We start from the raw sequence: 24,891 nt of genomic DNA, 5'->3' as shown, positions 1-24,891 counted from the left end.
TTGAAGCTAAAGGTGGAAAAAGGGTGCTAGCTTATTATTCTGTTCAAAAAAAAAAAGCTCCTCTGCTTGAGGGGCTCTTAAACTTCTCGCATATATCGAATAGACACGTGTTTTCCGCTTCCTTCACTCCTCTTTTCTGACTGTTTGACAAACCCTTTTGCTTCGTAAAAAGGAATGGCTTTTTCATTACCTTTTTGCGCAGATAACCATTGTTCTTTAATACCGATATTCTTCTGATAGTCTGTGTAATAGTTTAACAGTTTCGTTCCAATTCCCCTGTTTCGCTTGTTCGGGTTCATATAGAACACAAAGATCTCGCCTATCTCTTGACCAATCGTTCCTCCGCCGATTGCACCTACTACTTCTCCGCCTTCTTTCGCTACGAAATATCCGTGCCAATTCTCGCTGAACTCTGTCACTTCGTTTTCAATTCTTTTCTCGTTATAATACTCTTCAATTACGCTGCTCACATACGATTCATCTTCTAAATAACCATATGTAGCACGCCATCCTTCTCTGCAAACTCTGGCTATTCCTTTCACGTCTTCTGGACCAGCTTTCATAAGAATTAAACCTTCTGTAATCGCTATTTTATCCATTGTTTCACCTCACTTTATTTATCTTAAACACCACTATTATAGCCTATTTTTTGGTAAAATAGAGGTAGACAGCTCAGTCAGTCAGACGCTTATTTTGAATGAGAAAGGCGGATGGTTATTTGACAAATTTGATTACGAAAAATGAACATGTTTTTAACATGCTAGATTCTCTTTTACGTGATGAGGGCGCGTTTTGGAACTCTTTTTATGAAGACAGAAATAAGAAGATTCCTTTTTTTGTGGACGCACCAGATGAAAATCTTGTGAACTATGTGGAGCGTGGCTTGGTTCAGCCTGGCCGTGTGTTAGAGCTTGGATGCGGTCCTGGTCGAAATGCAATTTTCTTAGCTCAACTCGGGTTCGAAGTAGATGCTGTAGATCTATCAAGCGAAGGCTTAAATTGGGCTCGTGAACGTGCTGTTGAAAAAGGCGTCGAAGTGAAATTTATGCAAGGAAGTATCTTTGAGATGGATCTGCCACACATGGAATATGATCTCATCTATGATTCTGGCTGTTTTCATCATGTGCCTCCTCACCGTCGTGTGAGTTATTTACATCTTTTAAACAACTGTTTAAAACAAGGCGGACATTTTGCTATTACGTGCTTTGATGCTGTGGGCATGGGATTAGATATACCTGACATGGACGTGTACAAAGATCGCTCGATGCAAGGAGGATTAGGGTACACGTTTGAGCGGATGCGGGAGGTCTTCTTTGAATTCGAAGAGGTTGAATTACGCAAAATGAAGGAAATAACGCAGCCAGCAGATACATTTGGTTTACCATTTTTAAATGCAGGGTTGTTTAGGAAATAAAAAAAACACTTGGAGTTCCGTCTCCAAGTGTTTTCTAATGGCTTAAGAAGTGTGTGATAGTTATTGTGTCTCGTTTCTAGGCCCTAGTTTTCATTTTATAGGCCTTCAGCAAATTTTATGGTCCTTCAAATCTATTTCTAGGCCTTCAAAATGTTTTATAGGCTTTTCGACAAAACACACAATACAACTTACATAAACGAGCGATCCAACACCACAAAATCCCGCCACTCTTCTGGCAGCATCTCCACATACTTCCTTGTTAGAAAACGGTCATCTACTAGTACTAGCGTACCTCGATCTTCTTCTGACCGGATAACACGCCCTCCAGCCTGCAGTACTTTATTCATTCCAGGATACACGTACGCGAAGTCGTAGCCATTCTTACCTGCACGCTGAAAATAATCCTTCATCGTATCACGCTCTAATCCTACTTGAGGCAAACCAACACCAATAATAACAGCACCGGACAGCTTATCTCCTTTTAAATCAATTCCTTCAGAAAAGATGCCGCCCATGACAGCGAGCCCGACAAGCGATTTCTCACCTACAGAGTCATAATGAGCTAAAAATGTCTCTCGCTCTTCTTCTTTCATGGCAGGGTTTTGAATAATAAGATTAAAGGCTTGATCTTCTTCTAGCATTCGTTCATATATATCTGTCATATACCGATAGGATGGAAAGAAAACAAGATAGTTGCCTGGTCTGTTCACCACCAAGTCTTTGATCATACCCACAATAGGATCTATCGTTTTTTCCCGATCTCTAAAGCGTGTAGAAAGAGGCTGAACGAACACATCCAGCTGCTCTTTTTCATAAGGAGACGGCATCCGAATGATATAATCGTCTTCTTCTCCTCCAAGCATTTCTCGAAAATATGATAATGGTGAGAGTGTTGCTGAAAAATATATACGTGAACCATATTTCTTACCCGTCTGAAAAAGTAGCTGTGACGGATCCATACAAAACAGACGTACTTTGACTTCACTTTTAAACGTGGAGATGAACGTAACGAATCGTTCATCGTAGAATTGTGAAATCTTTACCCACTGCAGCGCTTCAAAAAAACCCTCTAATAGTTTTTCGCTGTTATCACCACTGGCTAATAGCTGCTCTGCCTGTATTAAGAAAGCTTCTAAACTCTCAAGTAGTTTTTCCTGCAATTCTATGACAGCAACATCTTTTTCTTCGTGTTCTTTTTTTATCAAAAGAAGTTCTTGGTTAACGGCTTTTGCCGTATTCCAGACCCCGTCATGTTTTCCCTTATAATTACGCGCAAGTTGCAAAAATGACGATTTCATAATCTCTGCAGAATACATTCCGCGAGCTCTGTCCACTAGATTGTGCGCCTCATCCATAAGGAGAACCGTACGCTTTTTCTGTTCTTCAAACAAACGCTTGAACGAGACTCTCGGATCAAATACATAATTATAATCACAGATTACGCTGTCTGAAGCATACGCAAGATCAACAGAGAACTCAAACGGACAAACTTTGTGCTTTTGAGCATAGTGTGAGATAACTTCACGGTCCATCACCATCTCATTTTTCAAGATATCAAGAACCGCTCCATTAATTCTGTCAAAATATCCATCGGCAAACTCACAATACGAAGGGTCACAACGTGTTTCTTCTTTAAAACAAATTTTGTCTTTAGCCGTAATGGTCGTGCTTTGCAGAAACAATCCCTTTTCTTTCATCAACAAAAGTGCTTCTTCTGCGTTTTTTCGATTTAGTGTTTTAGCTGTTAAATAAAAAATCTTTTCTGCTTTTTCTTCTCCGATCGCTTTAACTGCTGGAAAAAGAGTCGAAATGGTTTTTCCTGTACCAGTTGGAGCATTGGCAAATAAAGTTTTTTTATCCATAATCGTTTTATAGATAGCACCAGCAAAGTTACGCTGACCGTTCCGGTATGACGGGAACGGAAAAGCTAGATCTCGTATACTGATATTCCTTTTTTGTTGATTGTCGAGACGCAGCTCGGCGAATGGTGCATATGTTTTTATAAGTTGAGACATGAAATCCTCAAGCTCTGTAAATGTAACTTCTTCCTGAAATTTCTTCTGCTCACTAGAATCAATATGTACATACGTAAGCTGTACCGTAACTTTGTCTATATTTTCTCTTTCCATGTATGTGTAGGCATAAACCTTTGCTTGAGCCCAGTGAACGGGATAGGAATCTCTTGTAATCTCACTTAAATTTCGAGCAGTTGATTTGATCTCATCGATCGTGACTATATCATTACGCAAAAGAAGACCGTCACATCTGCCTTCTATCCAATATTCAAGGTTCTTATGAAGATAGCTCGTTTGCAGAAATACTTCTGCCTGATCACTCTCTTCATACGTTTTTTGTATCATTTGATGAGCCTTCGTTCCTTCTACTAACGATGAGGTTGATTTAAAGCCAGATTCGATACTTCCGGCACGGTATACATATTCGACTAAGGAACGTACAGAGATTCTAACAGCTTCAGGCATGGTTTCACCTACCTAATCTTCACTCGTTTTTATGTAATAATTGTAGCACAACTACTTTATTAAACTTTTACTTCAATAAAAGAACAGCCCCCTTATTCAGAGGACTGTCTTACAATAGCATCATCGTTTAAATCTGCCGTACAGCTTTGACATTTTACAGCTCTCAACGGAATTGTAGATAAACAATATTTGCATTCTTTTGTATCCGGAGCTTTTACTTCTTCTTTCTTCTTAAGACGGTTGATCTGCTTCACTACTAAGAATATAACTATCGCAATAATAAGGAAGTTGATCAGCGTGTTAATGAATAATCCATAATTAACCGTTGCTGCTCCCGCTTTTTTAGCATCTGCTAAGGTGGCATAGTCGCCTTTCCCTAAATTTATGTAGAGATTGCTGAAATCCACTTTTCCAAGTAAAAGACCAATCGGAGGCATGATGACATCATCAACGAGTGAAGTAACAATTTTACTGAATGCTGCTCCGATAATTACACCGATGGCAAGGTCGATCACATTGCCACGCATAATAAATGTTTTAAATTCGTTCCACATGGACCATAATTCCTTTCTGTATGACTAGTATATGTATAACCATACAGCATCTACTTTCAAACGTCATCCGATATCAATTCAAGATTTTTTCAATTCCACTGTTAGGATATCCTTCACATCTGTGCATATATCTGCTTCATACGTTAGTTGAATAAGTGCGACACTGTCAATCGTTGCATGAAAAGGCTCTAAGTTCCTTGCCGAATAATCAAATGCTTTAACTACATCTTCATGAGATAAGTCCATAACAAGCGTGCAATGCGGTACCCAATGAGATGGTATATATAGTGATTGCTGATTGATCTCACTCTTAAAGTGGTCATGATAACGCAGATGAAAATCTGTCAGCTCACTATTTTTAGTCGGTGCGGCATATAGTGTTCCGCTGTTTAAGAAAATGGCTAGAGATGGAAAGAAAAGAGGTATAGCAGCGATTTCGTTAAAATAATTTTGAAAAGATACTTTGAAAGATTCAATATCTACTTCTGGATGTGTAGCCAGGGTTACATGTGGTCGCATTCCATGACCCACAATCCCCTCTTTTACTAGTCCATCCCTAAGTTGATTTATCTTTTGTTCAGATTCACTATTTAAATAAGCAATTACACCGTACATGTTATCAGCTCCAAATATGGTTTTGTTCATAAAAGTCAATAATCTTGGTAGGTTTTAGTGTAATTATACACTAAACCACATTTTGGTAAATGGATCACTTAATAAATAAGGATTCCGCTCTTGTCCCGAAAAAATGGGCTAATTCCGCCCAAACCTTTAACTTGTACCTCTAATATTCTGTCATTGTAAAGAAGGAGGTGGGTTAAATGGGATATAAGTCTTACGGAAACAGCTTCGCTTTAATCGTAGTTCTATTTATCTTGTTAATCATCGTTGGGTGTTGTTGGTGCGGTGGTTACGGTGGCGGACACGGCTGGTGCTAATCAGTTCATTTCCTTTATTGGAAAATGAGTACTGATTCATCCGATGTGATCAATTGCATTAAAACCTTTTGCTTTAACAACCCCTCGTATGATAACAGAGAGAAAACTTAGAGAGAGAAAACTAGAGAGAGAAAAGACCTGCGCTCGTCTGAGTGCAGGTCTTTATATGTATAGCTGTCCAAAGACAAAATTACATTTACGACTATTTCTTCTGATGGAGAGTTAATTGATGAATTCACGGTAATAAACGAGGATTATCATGAAGTGTAAGAGGAGTAATTAAGAAAAAAAGCTGGTTGAAAGCAGTCATTCGTTGACCTTTCATCCAGCTGCATTAATTTTTTGTCTATGATTTGGATTTTTTGCTCGTTCACGGAGGTTTATGCTCGTTCACAAACTTTTATGCTCGTTCACAGACTTTTATGCTCGCTCACAAACTTTTATGCTCGTTCACGGACTTTTATGCTCGCTCACAAACTTTTATGCTCGTTCACGGACTTTTATGCTCGTTCACAAACTTTTATGCTCGTTCACAAACTTTTATGCTCGTTCACAAACTTTTATGCTCGCTCACAGACTTTTATGCTCGTTCACGGACTTTTATGCTCGTTCACAAACTTTTATGCTCGTTCACGGACTTTTATGCTCGCCCCAAAACAAAACCCACACACTAAAAAACATTGCAGGAGCCACTCTGCAATGTTCGCCTAATCCCTATAATCCACTTGATGAAGCAAACTTCTCTTATCCTATAAATTGATTACTTTCTTCAGCAGCAAATCCTTTTGCTCAGCCCTTCCCTCTGTCTTCCTCACCTTTCCTGCTACTTCATAAACAACAAGGTCCGGATTTTCCTCTAACAAAAGGGCTGTACTTACCTGACACTCGACCAACAAATAGACAAGATCACCTTCTACTTCTTGCTTTAAGATCTCTACTTCATCTGTTCCATGAAATCCTACAGAAGAGCCAATGACAACATATTCTCCAACTGATGTGAAGCTTGTGTCTTCGCTACTATAATCAGCATGCTGTGCTACTTTTTTCTTTCTAATTAAAGAATGAGGTTGCAGCACATAAGTCAAGTCTTCCACCATGGCGCTTGCTGTTGGAAGTTTTCCTGCACCAGCTCCTTGGATCGTAACTTTTCCTGCTAGGCTCGTGTCCACCATAATCGCATTTTGAACATCTTCCACTCCGTACAATGGGTGATCAGCATCGACCAACACGGGTTTTACAGATGAAATGAATCCGTCGCTGTCACGGCGGATCCGTGCCAAATGCTTCACCTTATATCCCCAGTCTTTAAACACAGAGATTTGCTCAGCAGTTACTTCTGTTATCCCTTTTCGTTCTACGTCCTCCCATTTCGGCGTCTCACCAAACGACAACTCGCTAAGAATCATTAACTTATAAAAAGCATCATAACCTTCTATATCACTTGCCGGGTCAGCTTCTGCATACCCAAGTTCTTGGGCAGACTTTAACACTTCATGAAAGGGAAGACCTTTTTCCCTCATATTCGTTAAAATGTAGTTGGATGTACCGTTTAATATAGCTTCAACTGTATGGATCTCATTTACTTGAAGGAGCTGCGAGATGCTGCGAATAATCGGAGTTCCCCCGGCAGTTGTCGCTTCAAATCCCACAAAGCGTTTCAGTGTTTCCGCCTTATAAAGCAATGTTCTCCCATGTCTCGCAAACATGACTTTGTTAGCTGTAATTACATGACAACCTTTATCAAGAGCGCGGCTTAAGTAAGTAAAACCAGGCTCTTCTCCCACTATTGCTTCAAACACGACCTCTAATCCTTCAATATTGAGGATTTCATTAAAGTCAGTAGTAATTAAAACATGATCATCCACTTCACGTTTTTTCGATCCATCTTTTACTAAAATCCCTTCAATCACAACTTCTTGACCGAGCGCAGCTTGAAGCTGTTCTTTATGTGTTTTCAGCGCTTCATACACACCTTGGCCAACCGTTCCAAAACCTAGCAGCGCCGCTTTAATAGGTGCCATATTGCAGCCTCCCTTCTTGTCTCAATGCTTCCCTCACATGTGGTCCCCACTTTTCAAATTCAACTAAAAATCCATCATGACCGAAGTCTGTTTCTATAGAATAGTAGGTTCCGAATCTAGTATGTTTTACAAAATTCTCAATCACTTCAGGTGGATATAGAAGATCCCCTTCATAACCAAAAGCATGAACTTCAGCTTGAATTTGTGATGCTGCCCGCTCCCAGCCACCGAGCTTATCCCCAATATCAAAAGCGTTCATAGCGTATAGAAGTGAAACATAGCTATCCACATCGAACCTTTTCGTCAACTTTTCCCCCTGATACGTAAGATAAGAATCTACTTGAAAGAACGGTTTACCTTCATCGTCTTTTTCTTTGATCTCTCTATTGAATCTCTCATTAAATAGTTTAGGCTGACGATACGTTAATAGTCCCGCCATACGCGCGATTTCCAAACCTGCTAATCTCTCATTGCTCTTATAATTGCCGTTCTTATACACAGGGTCACTTTCTATCGCGTGAAGGGCGAGTCTATTAAATGCGACTCCATAATCATTTAAGTAGGGAGTTGCGGCAAAAATGAACACTTTTTCTAAAAAATATGGAAACTGCACTGCCCATTCAAGTGCCTGCATACCGCCGAGAGATCCACCCATGACGGCTAGAAGTCTTGGAATTCCTAAAATGCTAAGTGCCTGTCGCTGTGCGCGAACCATATCTCTTACCGTTACAAAAGGAAATGACTTTCCATAGATTTCTCCGGTTTCAGGATTTGTACTTGCTGGACCTGTAGAACCGCTGCATCCTCCGAGCACATTAAATGTGATGACTTGAAATTGGTTTGTGTCGATATAATGATCAGGACCAATTAGTCCACGCCACCATCCTGGATCTTCCCCCGATCCATATGCATATTGATTTCCAGTTAACGCGTGACATAGTAAGACAACAGGGCCTTTTGTGTTGCCTGTGTTCTCAAAAGCTAATTCTGCATTGGGAATTACTTTTCCTGACTCTAGAGCAAAGTCACCGATTTTAACCTTCCCTATCTTTCTTGACGCGTCAAGCAAGTTTTTGTAACTCACGGGCTTTCAGCTCTCTTCGCAATATTTTTCCGCTGATCTTTGTTTTAGGGAGCTCTTCCACGATTTCAATTTCACGAGGTGCAGCATGTGCAGCTAACTCACCTCTAACAAAGATTCGGATTTCTTCTAAAAGCTCTTTACTCTCGCTAAATCCATCTTTTAACACGATGAAGGCTTTCACGATTTCTCCGCGAATAGGGTCAGGCTTGCCTATTACTCCAGCTTCGGCCACTGCTTTGTGTTCAATCAGCTTGCTTTCAACTTCAAATGGTCCGATTCGTTCTCCTGAAGAATTAATCATGTCATCTGAACGTCCTTGGAAAAAGATATAATCATCTTCGTCTTTTATGGCTAGATCTCCAGAAACATACCATTCACCCCAGCTAAAATAAGAATTATATTTTTCAGGGTTCTGCCAAACTTCTCTCATGATTGCTGGCCATGGGGCCTTGATCGCTAAATGTCCTACAGCGTACGGAGGCAATTCTTTTCCCTCTTCATCCAATACAGTTGCTGTTATTCCGGGAAAAGCTTTTCCCATCGAACCTGGCTTGATCGGCTCTGTTGGAAGGTTTACGATAAGCTGCGCACCAGTTTCAGTCATCCACCACGTATCATGAATTCGTTTTCCAAGCATGTTTTGAGCCCAATAGATAACTTCTGGATTTAATGGCTCGCCTACACTCAAAATATGACGAAGCTTTGAAAGGTCATAGCGTTCTGGAAGCTGATTTCCTTTTGCCATCAACATGCGGAACGCAGTTGGTGCGCTATACCATACTGTTACACCTGTTTTTTGTAAGGTTTCATACCAGGTTTCTGCTTTAAATCGCCCACCGTGAACAACAATGGTTGCTCCGTTTAATAATGGTGCAAAAACGCCATACACCGTTCCTGTCACCCATCCAGGATGAGCAGTGCACCAATACACATCATCTTCTTGAATGTCCAACACCCATCTACCTGTAAGATATTGCTGCACCATCGCTCGATGAGCATGGATGATTCCTTTTGGTTTTCCAGTAGAACCGGATGTGTAGTGGATGTTTAGACCATGTTCCGGATCTACCCACTCAATCTGACTCTCTGTGTTCTCTACATTCTTCAATTCTTTTGAAAGCGAGATTTCTCCATTTTCTCCTTCAGCATCTGTTAAAAAAACCGTATGAAGACTAGGTAGATCTTCTCTTGGTACTCTCTTATACAACTCTTCATCTGTAATTAAGAACGCTCCTTCACAGTCACTGATCCGGTCTCTTACCGCATCCGACATGAATGCTTCAAATAACGGACCGACGATTGCTCCTAGCTTAATAGCAGCTAACATTGCTATATGACAATGATGGTGTTTTGGCAAGAATACGAATACAAAATCTCCTTTCTTTACACCATGTTTTTTTAAAACCGCCGCCCACTGATCAGTCGTTTTCTTTAACTCGTTGTAACGAATTTTAATATTCTGTGAGTCGTCAATATAATGAAGAGCTGTTTTCTCTCCTCTTCCTTCTTCAACATGACGGTCTACACATTCATACGCCATATTCGTCTTACCATCACTTCGTCTATTGAATACTTCGATAAAAGTTTCCCAAGAAAATGCTGCATCCCTTTGGTCTTCTGAAATATTATGAGTTCCTTCGACTGGATGAATGGTGGCTAGTTTTGTCATTTCTGTTCACCTGCTGCTTTCTTTTCAACGTTTAGTAAATTTAAGATGTGTGCTTTTTGTTTAGAGAGGTAAGTGTCTCCGCGGGTTCTCGGTTTTGGTTTTTCTACTGAAACTTCGCTATACACTTCACCAGGCTGACCTTTTAAGATAAAAATTCGGTCGCATAGATAAAGAGCTTCATCAATATCATGAGTTACTAGTATCATCGTCGTTTTCTTTTTTTGCCAGATGGATATTAGAAGATCTTGAAGCTGCATTTTTGTAAAAGCATCTAACGCACTGAACGGTTCGTCTAATAATAGAATCTCAGGCTCAGTGATAAGTGCTCTTGCAATTGCTGTTCGCTGTGCCATCCCGCCTGATAAGTCTTTTGGGTAATGGTTCTCAAAGTCTGCTAACCCGACTAGATCCAAATACGTTTTATATTTATCCGTGTTCCTCTCTTCTTTTTCTAATCCAAATGAAATGTTTTTCTTTACAGACAACCATGGAAGAAGGCGAGGCTCTTGAAACATCATACCGATCTGGTTGTTCGAATTCTCTATTGAGATCGTTCCTTCATAATGTTGATCAAGTCCTGATAACACGCGTAGCAATGTGCTTTTTCCACAGCCGCTCGTTCCTAGAATCCCAATGATTTCTCCTTCCTTTACAGAAAGATTAACGTCTTGAAACCCAGCCGTGTCTTGATTAAACGTACGTTTTAATTTCTTCACATTCAGCATTTTGTTCCCCTCCTTCTAACCTTGATTGGTTATACTATCTTGCCACTGTAGTGAACGGTGTTCGATCCATTTCAGTAAGGCATCCGTTAATTTTCCTAAGACTGCAAACAGCAAGATGCTCGCAATAACAGTATCAGGAGAGTATGTGTTCTGACCTACCACGAGCAGATAGCCTAGTCCTTCACTTGCTCCCATAAGTTCTGCGGCTACTACAAACATCCACCCTAAACCTAATCCGCTGCGCATACCTGTAATAAACGATGGTAATGCGGCAGGCAAAATAATACGCTTCGTTAGTTGATAAGGTGTTAACTGATAAATTCTCCCGACCTCGATGAGTTTACGGTCCACCCCTTGGATTCCTGCGACAATATTTAAATAGACTGGAAAGAATACTCCTACTGCAATTAACGAAATCTTGGAGTGTTCGCCAATCCCCATCCAAAGAATAAAAAGCGGTACCCACGCCAGAGAAGGGATAGATCGAATTGCTTGAAACAACGGATCTAAAAGACGTTCTGCTGTTTTTGAATAACCAACGATTGCGCCAATTACCACCGCCGCTCCCGTTCCGATTGCAAATCCGAAAAATACCCTGGTCAGTGTAATCGAGATATGACCGAATAGTGATCCATCTTGATACATGCTAATAATTTTTTCTAGAATTATGGTTGGTGCAGGCAACAGGTGTGCAGCTAGAAGTCCCGTCCTAGCGGCGATTTCCCATGCTATTAATAGAATGATAGGTAGGATCGTACCTATAAGAATTCCTCTTCCTAATTGAAATATACCTTTAGATGATGAGAGCTTTTGAGGGGAAGCTCTCTGTGCTACTTTCCATTTATGTGTTTCAGAAATCATCGACACTTCCTCCTTTCTCTCGTTATTTGTTGATCACTTTTTCGGCAAACTTCGGATTGATCAATTTCTTTACAAGATCTTCGATGTTAGTATCTTTTTTGACAATCTCTTCTTTTTGGAGAACTTGGCCTGCAGCCGATATAGCTTTTTCATGCTGTGATCCTGGAACAGGTTCCTCGAAGTTGTTTCGTTGCAGTTGTTTTTTTGCGACATCTTCTTTAATCCCCGCTTCTTCTGATAAAAGTTTTGCAGCTTCTTCAGGATGTTCAATCGTCCATTTCCTTGCTTTTTCGTAAAGTTCGATCACTTGTTCTACTTGCTTCGGATGGTTCTTTGCAAATTCAGAGCGTACGTTCAATGTGCCATACGTATTAAAATCTGGATTGCGGTATATATACTGAGCACCGGATTCAACTTCTGTTCTTGCCATATGTGGATCTAATCCTGCCCAAGCATCTACTTGCCCTCTCAATAGAGCGTTAGCTCCATCTGCATGTTGTAAATTTACAATTTGTACATCTTTTGCAGAAAGGCCAGCATCTGCAAGTGCTCGGAGGAGAAAGATGTGTGGGTCCGTACCAAACGTTGCGGCTACTTTTTTCCCTTTCAAATCCTTTACATCTTTAATTGTTGATCCATCTGCCGCGACAAGTGCTGTCCATTCTGGCTGAGAATAGACATAGACTGACTCGATCGGAGCGCCTTTATCTTTTGCGATTAAAGCTGCCGCACCAGCTGTCGATCCAAAATCAACGCTATCTGAATTTAGAAACTCAAGCGCTTTGTTACTTCCCTGACTTTGAACCCATTCCACTTTAATGCCTTCTTTTTTGAACGTCTCTTCTGCCCAGCCAAACTTTTTGAGAGCTAGACTTGTTGGAGAGTAAAAGGCATAATCTAGTCTAATCTTCTCTAGTTTCTCTCCCTCGTTCGCACTGCTGGAACAGCCCGCTAACACTAAAGCGCCACCTATGCTTAAAGCCAGTGCTGCTCTCTGCCAAATCTTCATCATGAATTTCCCTCCACGTTTCTCTCTTTTTGTTATTTTTGTGAGTTACTCTTGAAAGTCGTTGACTTCTGCTTGAGTATGCTCGCTTTCCAATTTCTCTTTTTATAATTCACACGCATACGTTGAAATGGTACCTCTTAGACGCTGTGCTTCTTTGTACGTACATCTGTTATGCACCACATCAATTCCTGCTTCTTTGGCGATCCTTGCCGCCTCTGGTGAGATGACACCTTCTTGCAGCCAGAACACTTTAGGCTGTGTGATCGCTGCTTCTTTTGCGAGTTCGATCGCTGCTTCTGGACTTCTAAACACTTGAACAACATCAATGGGAAATGGGATGGATTTTAAATCAGGATATGCTTTTTCATCAAGCACTTCCGTTTCTCTTGGATTAACAGGAACAATTTTATAGCCTAGACGCTGCATTTTTCTGGCTAATCTATGGCTAGGTCTTGCAGGGTTGGAACTGAGTCCGACGATCGCTAGCGTCTTAGGCCGTTGAATTTCCTGACCGTTCTCTACTGTTCTATAAAGTGATGATTGCAATGCCCAACGGATTACACCTTCGTCATTAATTGTGATCTCTGTTTTATCCGCTCCGATTCCTGTAGCCGTTTGTATCGCACGATCAAGATCATTCGTAAGATCTTTTACCGATTCAAGTCCGATCGATAACCGAATAAGTTCTTCTGTTACACCTGTTGCTACTAATTCGTCTCCGCTCAGCTGTTGATGAGTGGTAGAAGCAGGGTGGATAATTAATGATTTCGCATCACCAACATTTGCAACATGTGACCATAATGAGATGTTGTTGATGACCTTACGTCCTGCATCACGCCCGCCTTTAATTCCAAAGTTTACGATCGAACCAAAACCATTACTTAAATATTTTTTCGCCAGCTCATGACTTCGGTGAGAAGAAAGACCAGGATATGAAACCCAATCTACCGCTGGATGTTTTTCCAGATATTCCGCCACTTCTTGTGCGTTCTTTGCATGTTTTTCCACTCGTAAATGTAGTGTTTCTAAACCTTGTAAAAGGAGAAATGCATTGTGTGGACTTAAGCATGCTCCGAAATCTCGTAACAGCTGTACGCGTAATTTAGTTGCGAATGCTAATGTTCCAAAATCATTTGCGTATCTTAGACCGTTATAGCTTTTATCTGGCTCTGTAAATCCTGGATATTTCTCTGAATTCCAATTAAAGCGTCCTCCGTCTACTACAACACCGCCGATGGCAGTACCATGTCCACCGATCCACTTTGTTGCGGAGTGAATGACGATGTCAGCTCCAAAGCTTAATGGTTTTGTTACATATGGCGTTGCGAACGTATTATCAATAATTAAAGGTACTCCGTTCTCATGCGCAATATCTGCAACTGCCTCAATATCTAAAACGTTAAGACTTGGGTTGCCGATCGTTTCAGCAAAAAATCCTTTTGTGTTTGGAGTAATCGCTTTTCTGAAGTTCTCAGGGTCCTCTGCATCAACAAATTTTACGTTGATTCCGTATTTAGGAAGAGTAGTAGAAAATAAGTTGTACGTTCCTCCGTATAGATTCGTAGCTGCAATAATTTCATCTCCTGCGTGTGCGATGTTTAAGATAGCTAACGCGATCGCTGACATACCAGAAGACGTTGCAACTGCTGCAACACCATCTTCTAGAAGTGCAACTCTTTTTTCAAAAACGTCAACTGTTGGATTTCCAATTCGGCTGTAGATATTCCCTGGCTCATCGAGTGAAAATAGGCTTTGCGCATGTTCTGTATCTGAAAAAACATAGGAAGTAGTTTGATAGACAGGCACTGCTCGTGATCCTGTCGTTGGGTCAGGCGCTTGGCCCCCATGTAATAGCAATGTTTCAATATCATATCCATCAAAAGATTTTGTCATTATAACCGCTCCTTCTATTTAAATATCAATATAAAACCTATAGGAAAACTAGGGATAAAGATTAATGCTTTTCCCTTTTGCTCTATTCAATTTTTCAAGATGAAATGAGTGACTAAGTGATGTTTGTGTGTGAAGTATGATAAGGGGAAAAAGAAAAACCCCCTTCCTAAGAAGAGGGTTTTGGTCCTCCTCTTATCTTTCAGATCAAAAAAGATCTGTAGGAATTGGCACCTTTCCAAACCAAATGTGGTTTGTTGGTTGCCGGGCTTCATCGGGCCTAGTCCCTCCGCCTCTCTGGATAAGAGATATTCAAATTATGTTTAGCACATTAACGTGCTGATGTTTGGTTTGTTCTTGAATAGGATTATAGAGTAAGATGTTTTAGAAAGTCAACCGTTTTTTGAAAAATCATAAAAGTAATACAAAAGAATGAGTGTTCAACTGTCAGCTTCCAATTAAGATTATGCCCATGCTATGCCAGTTATGCTAACTTTGTTCCACTTTTTTCATCAATCCATTGATACTCTTCAATTTTCTTTACAAGTACCGTTAAACGATTGCCAATTGCATCTCTTTCTCCGTACCGAATTTTCTGTTCAGACGTTAATTCATCTGTCCGAAGTAGTTGCCAATGAGTTACAGCTAAATCCGCAAGTTGAATATACTCCTCTTGTTTCACTCGACGCTTCACAGCTAGATCTCCGTTAGAATAACCCTCTAAAAATCCGTCAGCTATTCTTTTCAATCGATCTTCAAACCGATCAAATTCATGTCGCGCATAACGCGGTGCATTAAAAAAAGTTGGAAACAAGGTGCGGTAATTATTAAGGAAATTACCAGCAAGCGAATCGCCGCTATATAAGATGGGTACAGGATCGATCAAACACACGGTACCATCTGAATGAAGTAATATATTCTCCGGCGATGTATCTTGGTTTGTAAATACAACTGTATGATTCTTAATCTCTCTATTCTCCATGCAGGCTTGAAGGTCAATCAAGGCTGATGGTGATATGGAACCATCATACGTATCTATAAATTTCTTAAAATCATTTATGTAATCATTGTTTTCTTCTTTCATAGATTCTGAAACATCTGACTGAAATTTGCCTTCAATATGTTTACCGTTCCATGAGAGATACCCAAACCCTTTTAAGCCATGAAGTCCAGCATTCATCTTGCGAAAGAACTCACCAAGCTCCCCTCCAATATGAAACGCTTCTACCACCGTTAATTGATCTAACTTGATTGCTTTTCCCGCATAAGATTCAACGGTAAACGTTCTGTCTTTTTCTAAATGGTAGTAGAAGAATTCAGGGCAAATTCCTGGTTTAACTTGGTTAGCTAACTCATAGTATGCTTTTGTTCCTGCATATTCTGCATGAATTTCTGCTTCATTAAACTCAACGTTTCTCCCGTATGCCTCTGTCTTCGGAAAACGTATGACCACAGCATCTCCAGTACGCAGCTGAACAAGATAAGCAAGATGCCAAGCTCCTTCACCTAAATATTGAACCTGCGTCGGATCTTTAAGTTCTTCTAACCCACTTTTTTGCAGTGCATAATCAATCAAGTCAAATGTCTCTTTCATATAAAGTTCCTCTTTCTAAATTGAAAATACGTTACATGAAACATATATTCGGTAAATGTCGAAAAAAATCCTTTTTTCTTAGATTTCCTTGTAGGACTGAATTATTATGTAGGGATAATAAAGAGGTTTCAAGAGGGAATTTAAATTCGGTGGCGCTCGTATTTTTCATATAGCGCTCGTCCAGCAAGCTTGTCAGCTGCTGGACGAGCTTTTTAAGAACCTACAAAGTCCTCTCGGCGTCAATCTACATATGTGACGATCTCTTCTACTGCTTTTCGTGCAAGTTTTTTCGGTTGATCTTGTGGATGTCCAAGTGAAATAACCATGTTGATCTGTTTCTTAGATGGAATATCTAAAAAGTCACGAATTGCATCTTGCGCCAGCAATACTGGGCCAGTCATCGGACAAGTACCTAGTCCGCGCGCATGGGCTGCGAGCATCAAGTTTTGAATCGCTAAGCAGCTGCTCTTGATTCCTTCCTCTTCCCAGACTGATTCTTCGGCAAGTTCGATCGGATCAAAGATTTTTTCGCGAAACTTAGACTCGTAAGGAGTAGCTAAACAGATGATCAACACAGGTGCTCCCGAGAACGCTGTTGCATATGGACCAAAAGAGCGCGTCAGCAATTTTGCTTCTTTCGTTTTGCCGTTCTCTTCAGCTCTTGCAGCCAATGTATGAATAGCATCCCACGTCATCTCTTCTATTTTCTTCACTTTATCTTTGTTTCGAATCACGATAAATTCCCATGTTTGAGAGTTCGTATCGCTCGGAGCATAACGGGCGCAATCCATGATTTCATGAATGTCTTCTCCAGCAACTGCTTCATCCGTAAACTTTCGGACACTTCTTCTGCCGTGCACGATTTCTTTAAAATCTTCGTATTTCATGTTTGTCTCCTCTAGCACATGTATTGGATATTCTATCTGTATTATACAAAAGATTGGAACTCTCTACAAAATACGTAAAAGAACAGTGCTTATTTTGCACTGTTCTCTGTTTTTATTTCTTTTTTAGTTTTAATTCTTAACCCGATCAAGATGAGTGAAGCTCCTAACAGTACGCTAATGATATAGATAGGATCCATATTAAGTGACTCTCTTTGCACATTTAACTTTTCTACATACACTCCGAGCAGATAGGTACTGATCAGAACGATTAGTCCAGCGGTAATCAACCCTGCTTTCACATATGGTTTCATGGTAAAACCACCTTTTCCCTTTTACATTTAACTTATTCTTAGGAAAAGATAGAATACCTTTATTCTTTATAAACAAATTTAGATAACTAATTAGCTTTTGCAAGATTCATCCGTTCTTCAACAAACGAACGCACTTCATCCTCAGCTTTTTTCTTGATTACAAATTCTACATACCTTTCTCCCGTATGAAAGCGAACTAATCCCCAGCTCGGATATCCTGGATTTTCTGCCTGAATTCCAGTGATCCAATCCACTGAATCAATCTGATTCCAATCATAAAATTTAGTTGCCGATACAACGCCTTTCTTGCCGATCGCACCTCGCCATATTTGAGTAAAATAAAGTAGTGTTAGGAACACAAGCAGACATATCATTAATACATTAACAGGCATTGAAAGTTTCAACAGACCAAATCCTTGTGTGATAATGACCACAATCATAATTTCATGTGTCCAAAAATTTTTCTGTGTATACTCTCCACTATAAGAAAGTCCATAGACAGGAACAGCTCTTTTTTTGTCTTTCACATTTTTCAAAAGGTAATAAACGGCGGCAATGATTCCTATTACGATTAAAGATCCAAAAAACAAATTTAAGAAGAGCTCCATGTTTTAACACCCCACATATCTTATATAAATACTACGATTAAAAGCTGGAAAAAGTTTCAAAAAAATAAAAAAAGACACCTAATAAAGGTGCCCTATCAATCATTGTTATTTTCGTTCAACCATAACTAAAATCTTGCCATCTTGTAAATCCTGCATATAACTCTCTGCATCACTTTCAGCAACGTCCATGTTTTGAAGAATTTCTTTCATATCTGCTTCATCATCATCAAACATGGAAGCAAAAGGTCCAGCAGCAAGAAGTGGTCCAATACCTGGTACGCCAAGGCCAGGGACAGCAATCCCTCCTCCGATTCCTGTTAAAAAGCCAGCAATCGTACCGTATGTTGCACTATCTGCATCATCTTCTGTAATTTTTCTTTCGTTTACATGTGTTTCGTCTGCAACATGATCAACCATCTCGTCATCTTTTGCAACGATTGAAATATCAGATGGATGATATCCTTTTTCGACCAATGCTTTGATTGCGCCAACCGCTTCTTCTTCTTTTGTGTATGTACCAATAATATCTTTTTTCATTTGGTTTCCCTCCAAACGGTTCTTTACAAGTAGGTTCCCCTGTTAAGCATTTTTTAAACGGTACTTAATCCTGCTCGAACCAACCCTTTTTCTTGAACCAAATGGACATAATCGCACCCAAAACGACCATGAATCCTAATACATAGAAGTAACCATTCTTCGTCTGAAGCTCTGGCATGTTAACAAAGTTCATCCCATACAGACCTGCAATGAAAGTTAAAGGCATGAAAATAGTTGTGATTACGGTTAATGTTTTCATAATGTTATTCATACGGTAAGAGTTAAGAGAGATGTAATTATCACGTATGTCCGATGTCATCTCTCTAGCTGATGTCATCATATCAGTCAACCTCAGTAGATGATCGTATATATCATGAAAATACGATCTTTCTTCGGCATCTAAGCCTACACGTTTTGACTCGAGCATTCGATACAACAGCTCACGCATAGGTACAACTGTTTTTCGTAATGTTAAGAGATCTCCTCTTATATCAAAGATCTGGTTAATTATTTTAGGCGCTTCGTCATCTTCATTGCTTTCAATAGAAATTACTCGTTCTTCTAATTCATGCATGATTGGAAAATACATATCTACCAGTTTATCCATCAGCTTGTGAAGAAGCTCATTTTTGCCTAGTTCAGGCGGAACAGTCTCAAGTCTACTTAAATAATTCCACACAAAATCAATCTCTGGTACGTTTGTTTTATGAAAAGTGACAACACAGTTTTTCGTTGTGAAAATATCAACCTCAGTTGCTTCGAGTGTCTTATTGTCTAGAGCGTGTACGACATAAAACAGATGATCTTCATAAAATTCAACCTTTGGTCGTTGCAAGGCATTCACACAGTCCTCAACAGCAAGAGGATGGAAGTCAAAAAAAGTGCGCAATAAATTGGTTTCACCTGTTGTCGGACTGTCAAAATCCACCCAGAACCAATCAGGCTTCATTTCATTGATCTGTCTAAAAGGTGGATTAATGATTATTTTCTGATCGATGATAGCGATTGTTCGGACCATGATTACACCTTCTTTCATTCATTATCTTTTCCCTATTTTCATTAACTTTTTTCAAAAGTTTGAAACATTTTTATAGGAATACAGCATTTATCTACAATAAGCTATGCTTTTTAATTTGACAATAATAAAAAGGTTATTGGTGATAGATAAACCAAATCAATATTTCCTTAATCTGTTAAAATGAAATGTAGTTATGAAGGGTGGTATGTAGTATTGAAAAAAAGAATTGTAATTTCTTTTGCTTTAATTATATTAATAATTTCAAGTGTCGCAATTTATAAGTACGTACTACAAAAGAATCGTTACTCATCTGTTTCTATAGTTCCTGAGAATCGAAAAGACCCTCCTCTTTACGAGGGATTAGAATTTCAAGAACATCAATACTCGATGAAGGGCAACCATTGGTATGACATATATAAATATTATAGAGACGAATTACCGAATCATGGCTGGAAGCTCATTTTTAAACAAGCTGCGATAGAAAATTGGGGAGGGTTTATGTTGAGGTTTCAAAAAAATAATAATGAACTACATATTGATGGTGGCTGGAACCCTTATACAAACGATACAGAAACTAATTTTGACCTTAACCCTGTCCAACATTAGAATAAATGGATTGGTCCTAGTCTTATTAGCAATGAGGATGAAATCTTAAATATCTCAATGCTCAAATAAACCCTTAGCCATATGAAAACGGCCAAGGGTTACTTTATGCGTTCTTTTGACTAGCTTCTAGTAATGGCTCGTACATCATAATGGCATGATTCTCGGTTACATATTCATCATCGATCTGTTTTCTTTGCCGGTTAAATACCTTTCGATGAATCAAGTTATGCCTTAAATATCCACCCCAGTAAGCTGGAGTGATCCAATGTTCTTTTTCATACACTTGATACGATTGCAATGGTTCCTGATTTGTTCGCCATTCCCCTACGAGATGAGTTTCGGTTACGTATAGGTGAAGCTGATAAGGCTGATCAGTCGTGTTTTTTATCTGAAGGTCTAGATAGTTATAAGCACAAGTAGCTCCGCTTCCAAACGGCTGGGTGCGCTTTGAATCGGGAAACACATCATAGCTGTGACGATGTCGCTCTGTTACAGAAAGCGGAGTATGCAACGTCATCCAATAGATTAAGTTTGACAGCTGACAAAGCCCACCACCTGTTCCCTTCTTGAATTTTCCGTAAAACAAAACCATACCATCGACGTACCCTTTCGAGCGCGTTGTCGTCCCAATGCTTTTCCAATACGAGAAAGTTTCGCCTGGCTGAATTACCATTCCATTTAATTCTTTGATTGCAATCCGGAGATTTTTAACTTTGTTATGCTGATACCACATGTCTACATCTTTTAATTTCCGAAGAAGAATCGTCTGGTGCGAAAAATGAACAAAAGGAAGTTGATCGCTATCCCTTGTTTTGGCATAAGTTTTTTCATCGGTTAACCATTCTATATATCTTCTAAACATATAATACTTTTTTCCTAACGAGATTCGAAAATTAGAACGACGCTTGGGACGCAGGTCAAAATGATTCATTTCCTTACTCCTTTTTGGGAAATAAATTGTTTGGGGTCAGACCCCATTTCCCATTATCTTCTAATTCTTCATTTGCCATTTATTTTCCTGTGGATCTTGCGTTATAGTGTGTGTATTGCCTAATAAAAATTTACTTCATAAAGTTTATATTTTATTATTGTAGGTAGTTTATAGATTTGGAGGAATTATTGGATGCTCGACAAATCATTTTTGCAGATGAATACCGTATTTATAAGCATCCTCATTGAAGCACTTCCGTTCGTTCTGATCGGTGTGCTCATTGCTGGTGTCATACAGATGTTTGTCACCGAGGAGATGGTGGCACGCATCATGCCAAAGAATAAGATAGGTGCTGTTTTGTTTGGAGCAGTTTTAGGTGCAATCTTTCCGGCGTGCGAGTGTGGAATCGTGCCGATTACAAGAAAGCTGATTGAAAAAGGTGTTCCTGTTTTTGCGGCCATACCTTTTATGCTTACAGGTCCAATCATTAACCCAGTCGTATTATTCTCGACGTATGTTGCGTTTGGAAACAGATGGGAAGTCATGATTTACAGAGGCGGACTTGCTATGATCGTTGCCGTCTTATTAGGGTTCATTCTTGCCGTTCAATTTAAAAATGTAAAAGTGCTTAAGAATGAAATAGGTGCTGTTTCCCGCTCACCGTTTAACAACGAAACGGCAGCAACCGTTTCAATACCAAAGATTTCTTTTTATAACAAACTGAAAGGTACGTTTGTGCATGCAGTAGAAGAATTCTTCTCTGTCGGAAAATACTTAGTGATTGGTGCTTTGATTGCTGCGAGTATGCAAACATACGTAAAAACATCAACGCTTCTTGATATTGGTCAAGGTGAAGTATCCTCGTCACTTGTAATGATGGGTTTAGCCTTTATACTCTCTCTTTGTTCTGAAGCTGATGCTTTTATCGCGTCTTCGTTTCAAAGTACATTTACAATCGGTTCAATCGTTGCGTTCCTTGTCTATGGTCCGATGCTTGATGTGAAGAACGTCCTAATGATGCTAGCTGCATTTAAGAAAAAACTCGTGGTTAGTCTTGTTGTATATATTACGATCCTTGTTCTACTCGGATCTCTATTTCTTTAAAGGCGGTGCACATCTATGATTCGAATCCTGATTTTAATCGGATTTACCTTTTTGTTCATGCATCTGCATGCTACAGGTGATATTAGCAAATACATTAACATGAAGTATTCGTATATCTCGTTCTCTGCCATATTCATTCTTGGCTTTCTTACGCTCGTCCAGTTCTATATATACGGAAAGAGTGAAGATGGTGAACATGCACACGATGATTCATGCACCCCTGATTGTGGTCATGATCATCATAAGAAACCTTCACGATTAAAGAATGTGACTGTAAACAGCATACTCATATTCCCGATCATTTCCGGGTTATTCTTTCCTATCGCTTCACTTGATTCTGAAACAGTGAAAACGAAAGGGTTCCACTTTAAAGGTCTTGAGAACGAAGGAGATTTCGGTGAGCATCAGTTTCTAAAGCCTGATACGAGTGTTTATTACGGAAAAGAAAGCTATAATTCAATCATGGATAAAGAACTGAAGCCCTTTACTAAAGGAAATCAGGTTGTGCTGAACGATAAGAACTATCTCAAAGGCATGGAGAGTATCTATTATAAACCTGGTATTTTTCTCGGTAAAGATGTTCAGTTCAAAGGGTTTACTTACAATGCAGAAGATAAAGCTGCTAAATCAAACGAACTTTTCCTTCTACGCTTTGGAATCATCCACTGTATCGCCGATTCTGGCGTCTTTGGCATGATGGTGGAATTTCCTAAAGGTACAAAATTTCCTAATGACAAATGGATTGAGATTGAAGGCAGTATAGAAACCCAATATTATCAACCTTTTAAAGCCGACATTCCATATGTAAAAGTGAAGGATTGGAAAGAAATCGAAAAACCAAAAGAAGAATATGTATATCGAGGATATTGAGAAAAAACCGGACATCAAATACGTCCGGTTTTTCTTCTATCATTATGCATTTTGTGAACGTATCAAATTCACGACAATATCACCGAGCTGCCTTCCAAGTGACAATCCTTCATCATTATCTACTTTAAAATGAACACCTGCATATAATCTTGACATCGCACACTCTTCCATGAGCATGTGGATGCGATTTCTTTCTTGAGGAAAATAATAGCTCAGAATTGGTTCGGAAACCCCTGCCATTACGGCATGTGCGGAAGGATATCCTGGAAACCTCGGTGTCATTAATACCGTCCTTAAGTTTGGGTCATATTGACACGGGCGTGCTACATCCCATAAATATTTAAAATGCCACGTTATTACGAAAGCATCATTGATAGCAGCTTGATAGAACGCCAAAAACCTGGCAGCTTTTGTTGAAGCCAGTCCATATGTTTCCATCATTTGAAATACGATTGGAATAATCTGTTTATTCACTTCTCCTGCAGCCCACATTTGTGCAATGCGTATCTGTTCAGGCGTTATCTGCTGCATCACCTGTTGCACAATTAGGAGTTCATTTGCCCAATTAATTGAATTTGGATCCTTGATCCTCCATGTTATTTGATTTCGAAAAGGGTCTAAAAACGTGTTACCATCTCGAGCTATGAAAAACATCGGCCAATTACCTGCTTCAGGAGTTACGGGAGTCGGGGGATTGCTCTCACCCGGATAAGGTATTTTAGACCACCTCAAATAACTTCTCATTTCATCCCCCCTGTTTCATGTATTACATCATGTTATGTGAATGGACAAGATTTTTAGAACATGTTAATTGAATTCACAGTGGTTAAACAAACATTTTTTAGTATTTTAATAGATTATGAGTAAATCAAGTTCCTTACGCACTGTATATACATATAATGGTATATAGTTGGCCAAGCTCTAAACAGCTTGTGACAGCTTTTTCATATGGAAGTTGGTGGATGATTTGAAGAACGTTACAAAAAATAATGTATCCTTTAATGTGTCTGAAGATAAACAGTTTGCATCCTTTTGGGATACTGTGTTTCCCAATCATTGGGAGGACTTTACATTTGAAGTCTTAGATCATTTCTTACATCCTGATCAAAATTATTTAGATATCGGCTCTTGGATCGGACCAACTATACTATATGCAGCAAGTCAAGCGAAACATTCGTTTGGCATTGAACCAGATTCGGTAGCTTATGAAACATTAAAAACAAATATTAAGTTAAATCCAGAGCTCAATGAAAAAATTACACCTATCAACAAAGCCTTATCCTATAAGACAGGAACGATGAACTTATATAAAAGAACACGGTTTGGTGATTCTAGTTCAAGTCTAGTTCGATCATTGTCAGATGATTTTCAATCCGTTTCAGTGATCAATCTTAAAGACTTGCTCACTGATTATAAGATTACCGATGTGTCACTCATCAAAATGGATATTGAAGGCGGAGAATATCTACTCATACCCTCTATGCGAAAATATTTAAAACGGTACAAGCCACCTCTTTATCTATCTCTTCATCCTGAATTCTTAAAAAGCTCGATGAAAAAAAACTTTCCTGATTCTTCAGAAAAGAAACTACAAAAAGCCTATTTCAAAAAGGTAAAAAAGCTTATACAAAGCTTAGGTATGTATGATTATATTTACACATCATCTTCAGAGAGAAATAAAAAATCAGATTTAGTTCAAACCCTCTTAAAAAGTGACGAGCCAATAGAACTACTTTTTACTACTACTGCCTTTAAAATGTAAAACGATGAGGTGTTTCCG

At 39.3% G+C, this 24,891-nt stretch carries 25 protein-coding genes and 1 riboswitch; of the genes, 6 read left to right on the top strand and 19 right to left on the bottom strand.

Annotated features, from left to right (window positions below):
* Positions 1-77: 77 nt before the first annotated feature.
* Positions 78-599 (bottom strand): GNAT family N-acetyltransferase, encoded by a 522-nt coding sequence (locus tag P4V41_RS17145; RefSeq protein ID WP_328086381.1) that lies wholly within the window; start codon positions 597-599, stop codon positions 78-80.
* A gap of 98 nt (positions 600-697) precedes the next feature.
* On the opposite strand from P4V41_RS17145, the gene P4V41_RS17140 reads away from it, so the two are divergent.
* Complete coding sequence (locus P4V41_RS17140; protein ID WP_419181331.1) at positions 698-1,414, top strand: class I SAM-dependent methyltransferase; 717 nt, start codon at positions 698-700, stop codon at positions 1,412-1,414.
* Positions 1,415-1,602: 188 nt separating this feature from the next.
* Here P4V41_RS17140 and P4V41_RS17135 read toward each other — a convergent pair whose 3' ends face one another.
* The 3 genes from P4V41_RS17135 to P4V41_RS17125 all read right to left on the bottom strand — a co-directional run bounded on the left by P4V41_RS17135 (position 1,603) and on the right by P4V41_RS17125 (position 5,063).
* Complete coding sequence (locus P4V41_RS17135) at positions 1,603-3,894, bottom strand: ATP-dependent DNA helicase (protein ID WP_328086380.1); 2,292 nt, start codon at positions 3,892-3,894, stop codon at positions 1,603-1,605.
* 92 nt (positions 3,895-3,986) lie between these two features.
* The gene (mscL, locus tag P4V41_RS17130; protein ID WP_328086379.1) at positions 3,987-4,448 is read right to left on the bottom strand and encodes a large conductance mechanosensitive channel protein MscL; all 462 of its coding nucleotides are present in this window, start codon (positions 4,446-4,448) and stop codon (positions 3,987-3,989) included.
* A gap of 78 nt (positions 4,449-4,526) precedes the next feature.
* A complete protein-coding gene (locus P4V41_RS17125; protein ID WP_328086378.1) occupies positions 4,527-5,063 on the bottom strand; it encodes a 2'-5' RNA ligase family protein in 537 nt (178 codons plus the stop codon).
* Positions 5,064-5,269: 206 nt separating this feature from the next.
* Here P4V41_RS17125 and P4V41_RS17120 point away from each other — a divergent pair, with 206 nt between their 5' ends.
* Entirely contained in the window at positions 5,270-5,386 is a 117-nt protein-coding gene (locus P4V41_RS17120; protein ID WP_197127025.1) for a YjcZ family sporulation protein, read from the top strand.
* A gap of 749 nt (positions 5,387-6,135) precedes the next feature.
* Here the strand turns inward: P4V41_RS17120 and P4V41_RS17115 are convergent.
* The 13 genes from P4V41_RS17115 to corA all read right to left on the bottom strand — a co-directional run bounded on the left by P4V41_RS17115 (position 6,136) and on the right by corA (position 19,618).
* Positions 6,136-7,407, bottom strand: coding sequence for a homoserine dehydrogenase (locus P4V41_RS17115; protein ID WP_328086377.1), 1,272 nt, complete (start codon positions 7,405-7,407; stop codon positions 6,136-6,138).
* Positions 7,394-8,491 carry a homoserine O-acetyltransferase MetX gene (gene metX / locus P4V41_RS17110; protein WP_328086376.1) on the bottom strand — a complete coding sequence of 366 codons (1,098 nt, stop codon included), beginning with the start codon at positions 8,489-8,491 and terminating at the stop codon, positions 7,394-7,396. Before metX ends, P4V41_RS17115 begins: the two co-directional genes overlap by 14 nt.
* The gene (acsA, locus tag P4V41_RS17105) at positions 8,469-10,160 is read right to left on the bottom strand and encodes an acetate--CoA ligase (RefSeq protein ID WP_328086375.1); all 1,692 of its coding nucleotides are present in this window, start codon (positions 10,158-10,160) and stop codon (positions 8,469-8,471) included. The genes metX and acsA overlap by 23 nt, the downstream gene beginning before the upstream one ends.
* Positions 10,157-10,885 carry an ABC transporter ATP-binding protein gene (locus P4V41_RS17100; RefSeq protein ID WP_328086374.1) on the bottom strand — a complete coding sequence of 243 codons (729 nt, stop codon included), beginning with the start codon at positions 10,883-10,885 and terminating at the stop codon, positions 10,157-10,159. The genes acsA and P4V41_RS17100 overlap by 4 nt, the downstream gene beginning before the upstream one ends.
* 15 nt (positions 10,886-10,900) lie before the next feature.
* Positions 10,901-11,746, bottom strand: coding sequence for an ABC transporter permease (locus tag P4V41_RS17095; protein WP_328086373.1), 846 nt, complete (start codon positions 11,744-11,746; stop codon positions 10,901-10,903).
* A 22-nt stretch (positions 11,747-11,768) separates the two neighbouring features.
* The gene (locus P4V41_RS17090; protein ID WP_328086372.1) at positions 11,769-12,758 is read right to left on the bottom strand and encodes an aliphatic sulfonate ABC transporter substrate-binding protein; all 990 of its coding nucleotides are present in this window, start codon (positions 12,756-12,758) and stop codon (positions 11,769-11,771) included.
* A gap of 99 nt (positions 12,759-12,857) precedes the next feature.
* Positions 12,858-14,648 (bottom strand): PLP-dependent aspartate aminotransferase family protein, encoded by a 1,791-nt coding sequence (locus P4V41_RS17085; RefSeq protein WP_328086371.1) that lies wholly within the window; start codon positions 14,646-14,648, stop codon positions 12,858-12,860.
* A 189-nt stretch (positions 14,649-14,837) separates the two neighbouring features.
* A riboswitch (SAM riboswitch) is annotated at positions 14,838-14,953 on the bottom strand.
* 176 nt (positions 14,954-15,129) lie between these two features.
* A complete protein-coding gene (locus P4V41_RS17080) occupies positions 15,130-16,239 on the bottom strand; it encodes a hypothetical protein (protein ID WP_328086370.1) in 1,110 nt (369 codons plus the stop codon).
* Between the two features lie 239 nt (positions 16,240-16,478).
* Positions 16,479-17,126 (bottom strand): nitroreductase family protein, encoded by a 648-nt coding sequence (locus P4V41_RS17075; RefSeq protein WP_328086369.1) that lies wholly within the window; start codon positions 17,124-17,126, stop codon positions 16,479-16,481.
* Positions 17,127-17,215: 89 nt separating this feature from the next.
* Positions 17,216-17,437 (bottom strand): hypothetical protein, encoded by a 222-nt coding sequence (locus P4V41_RS17070; protein WP_328086368.1) that lies wholly within the window; start codon positions 17,435-17,437, stop codon positions 17,216-17,218.
* A gap of 86 nt (positions 17,438-17,523) precedes the next feature.
* Positions 17,524-18,045, bottom strand: coding sequence for a hypothetical protein (locus tag P4V41_RS17065; protein ID WP_328086367.1), 522 nt, complete (start codon positions 18,043-18,045; stop codon positions 17,524-17,526).
* Positions 18,046-18,150: 105 nt separating this feature from the next.
* Positions 18,151-18,582, bottom strand: coding sequence for a general stress protein (locus P4V41_RS17060; RefSeq protein ID WP_328086366.1), 432 nt, complete (start codon positions 18,580-18,582; stop codon positions 18,151-18,153).
* A 64-nt stretch (positions 18,583-18,646) separates the two neighbouring features.
* Positions 18,647-19,618, bottom strand: coding sequence for a magnesium/cobalt transporter CorA (gene corA / locus P4V41_RS17055; protein ID WP_328086365.1), 972 nt, complete (start codon positions 19,616-19,618; stop codon positions 18,647-18,649).
* A 195-nt stretch (positions 19,619-19,813) separates the two neighbouring features.
* On the opposite strand from corA, the gene P4V41_RS17050 reads away from it, so the two are divergent.
* Positions 19,814-20,206, top strand: coding sequence for a hypothetical protein (locus P4V41_RS17050; protein WP_328086364.1), 393 nt, complete (start codon positions 19,814-19,816; stop codon positions 20,204-20,206).
* Between the two features lie 103 nt (positions 20,207-20,309).
* Here the strand turns inward: P4V41_RS17050 and P4V41_RS17045 are convergent, their stop codons facing one another.
* Positions 20,310-21,137 (bottom strand): VanW family protein, encoded by an 828-nt coding sequence (locus tag P4V41_RS17045; protein ID WP_328086362.1) that lies wholly within the window; start codon positions 21,135-21,137, stop codon positions 20,310-20,312.
* Positions 21,138-21,329: 192 nt separating this feature from the next.
* On the opposite strand from P4V41_RS17045, the gene P4V41_RS17040 reads away from it, so the two are divergent.
* Complete coding sequence (locus P4V41_RS17040; protein ID WP_328086361.1) at positions 21,330-22,241, top strand: permease; 912 nt, start codon at positions 21,330-21,332, stop codon at positions 22,239-22,241.
* 15 nt (positions 22,242-22,256) lie between these two features.
* Positions 22,257-23,111, top strand: a complete 855-nt coding sequence (locus P4V41_RS17035) for a TIGR03943 family putative permease subunit (protein WP_328086359.1) — start codon at positions 22,257-22,259, stop codon at positions 23,109-23,111.
* 42 nt (positions 23,112-23,153) lie between these two features.
* On the opposite strand, the gene P4V41_RS17030 is transcribed toward P4V41_RS17035, so the two are convergent.
* Complete coding sequence (locus P4V41_RS17030) at positions 23,154-23,855, bottom strand: vanadium-dependent haloperoxidase (protein ID WP_328086358.1); 702 nt, start codon at positions 23,853-23,855, stop codon at positions 23,154-23,156.
* Positions 23,856-24,078: 223 nt separating this feature from the next.
* Between P4V41_RS17030 and P4V41_RS17025 the strand changes: the two genes are divergently transcribed.
* A complete protein-coding gene (locus P4V41_RS17025) occupies positions 24,079-24,873 on the top strand; it encodes an FkbM family methyltransferase (RefSeq protein ID WP_328086356.1) in 795 nt (264 codons plus the stop codon).
* The last annotated feature ends 18 nt before the right edge of the window (positions 24,874-24,891 follow it).

It is taken from the genome of Fictibacillus nanhaiensis, from assembly GCF_036213205.1.
In the GTDB taxonomy this organism is placed as follows: Bacteria; Bacillota; Bacilli; order Bacillales; family Fictibacillaceae; genus Fictibacillus; species Fictibacillus nanhaiensis_E.
This window is presented reverse-complemented; position numbering and strand designations above follow the sequence as displayed.

Coding starts and splice junctions, on each gene's coding strand:
- P4V41_RS17125 (WP_328086378.1), bottom strand. CDS start 5,063: ATGTACGGTGTAATTGCTTATTTAAATAGTGAATCTGAACAAAAGATA.
- P4V41_RS17080 (WP_328086370.1), bottom strand. CDS start 16,239: ATGAAAGAGACATTTGACTTGATTGATTATGCACTGCAAAAAAGTGGG.
- P4V41_RS17035 (WP_328086359.1), top strand. CDS start 22,257: ATGATTCGAATCCTGATTTTAATCGGATTTACCTTTTTGTTCATGCAT.
- P4V41_RS17145 (WP_328086381.1), bottom strand. CDS start 599: ATGGATAAAATAGCGATTACAGAAGGTTTAATTCTTATGAAAGCTGGT.
- P4V41_RS17090 (WP_328086372.1), bottom strand. CDS start 12,758: ATGATGAAGATTTGGCAGAGAGCAGCACTGGCTTTAAGCATAGGTGGC.
- P4V41_RS17045 (WP_328086362.1), bottom strand. CDS start 21,137: ATGAATCATTTTGACCTGCGTCCCAAGCGTCGTTCTAATTTTCGAATC.
- P4V41_RS17120 (WP_197127025.1), top strand. CDS start 5,270: ATGGGATATAAGTCTTACGGAAACAGCTTCGCTTTAATCGTAGTTCTA.
- P4V41_RS17085 (WP_328086371.1), bottom strand. CDS start 14,648: ATGACAAAATCTTTTGATGGATATGATATTGAAACATTGCTATTACAT.
- P4V41_RS17075 (WP_328086369.1), bottom strand. CDS start 17,126: ATGAAATACGAAGATTTTAAAGAAATCGTGCACGGCAGAAGAAGTGTC.
- P4V41_RS17140 (WP_419181331.1), top strand. CDS start 698: ATGAGAAAGGCGGATGGTTATTTGACAAATTTGATTACGAAAAATGAA.
- mscL (WP_328086379.1), bottom strand. CDS start 4,448: ATGTGGAACGAATTTAAAACATTTATTATGCGTGGCAATGTGATCGAC.
- P4V41_RS17030 (WP_328086358.1), bottom strand. CDS start 23,855: ATGAGAAGTTATTTGAGGTGGTCTAAAATACCTTATCCGGGTGAGAGC.
- P4V41_RS17135 (WP_328086380.1), bottom strand. CDS start 3,894: ATGCCTGAAGCTGTTAGAATCTCTGTACGTTCCTTAGTCGAATATGTA.
- P4V41_RS17065 (WP_328086367.1), bottom strand. CDS start 18,045: ATGGAGCTCTTCTTAAATTTGTTTTTTGGATCTTTAATCGTAATAGGA.
- corA (WP_328086365.1), bottom strand. CDS start 19,618: ATGAAAGAAGGTGTAATCATGGTCCGAACAATCGCTATCATCGATCAG.
- P4V41_RS17115 (WP_328086377.1), bottom strand. CDS start 7,407: ATGGCACCTATTAAAGCGGCGCTGCTAGGTTTTGGAACGGTTGGCCAA.
- P4V41_RS17060 (WP_328086366.1), bottom strand. CDS start 18,582: ATGAAAAAAGATATTATTGGTACATACACAAAAGAAGAAGAAGCGGTT.
- P4V41_RS17100 (WP_328086374.1), bottom strand. CDS start 10,885: ATGCTGAATGTGAAGAAATTAAAACGTACGTTTAATCAAGACACGGCT.
- acsA (WP_328086375.1), bottom strand. CDS start 10,160: ATGACAAAACTAGCCACCATTCATCCAGTCGAAGGAACTCATAATATT.
- P4V41_RS17070 (WP_328086368.1), bottom strand. CDS start 17,437: ATGAAACCATATGTGAAAGCAGGGTTGATTACCGCTGGACTAATCGTT.
- P4V41_RS17095 (WP_328086373.1), bottom strand. CDS start 11,746: ATGATTTCTGAAACACATAAATGGAAAGTAGCACAGAGAGCTTCCCCT.
- P4V41_RS17040 (WP_328086361.1), top strand. CDS start 21,330: ATGCTCGACAAATCATTTTTGCAGATGAATACCGTATTTATAAGCATC.